Here is a 700-nt window from a genome sequence, read left to right on the forward strand (position 1 = left end):
CGTGGCGTGCACAAACAACTCGGCCACCCCGATCTCCACACCCAATTCCTTGCGCAAACGCGAAGCGACCCGCACCGCCAGCAGGGAATGTCCACCAAGCGCAAAGAAGTTGTCGTGCCGCCCGATGCTCTCCAGACCCAACAGCTCACGCCAGATCGCGGCAATGACTTGTTCGACCTCACCTTGCGGTGCTTCATACGCACTGGCCGCATAGGCCGCACCATCTGGTGCCGGCAAAGAAGTTGTCGTGCCGCCCGATGCTCTCCAGACCCAACAGCTCACGCCAGATCGCGGCAATGACTTGTTCGACCTCACCTTGCGGTGCTTCATACGCACTGGCCGCATAGGCCGCACCATCTGGTGCCGGCAAGCAATGCCTTGCGATCCAACTTGCCGTTGGCGGTGAGTGGCAAGGTCTCGAGGCACACATAGGCCGTCGGCAGCATCACCTCGGGCAGGCGATTGACCAAATCGCTGCGCAGGTTCTCGGCGTCTATCCGCTCGACCTCGCCCACCACATAGGCAACCAATCGTGGCTCGCCCGGAGTGTCCTCGCGCAGTAACACCGCCGCATCCTGCACGCCCGCGCAGGCACGCAACGCGGCGGCGATTTCGCCCAGTTCGATGCGGAACCCGCGCAGTTTGACTTGATCGTCGTTGCGGCCGAGATACTCCAGCGTGCCGTCGGCGCGCCAGCGGG

The 700-nt window shown here is 63.3% G+C and carries 2 protein-coding genes; both read right to left on the reverse strand.

Annotated elements, in window-relative coordinates; genetic code table 11:
• On the reverse strand, positions 1-282 hold a 282-nt coding region (locus tag XANALMUS060_RS22915), incomplete at its 3' end, for a phosphopantetheine-binding protein (RefSeq protein WP_304413360.1).
• A gap of 44 nt (positions 283-326) precedes the next feature.
• The coding region (locus XANALMUS060_RS22920) for a hypothetical protein (RefSeq protein WP_304413361.1) at positions 327-700 on the reverse strand (374 nt) is incomplete at its 5' end.

Source organism: Xanthomonas sp. MUS 060 (assembly GCF_000963215.1).
In the GTDB taxonomy this organism is placed as follows: domain Bacteria; phylum Pseudomonadota; class Gammaproteobacteria; order Xanthomonadales; family Xanthomonadaceae; genus Xanthomonas_A.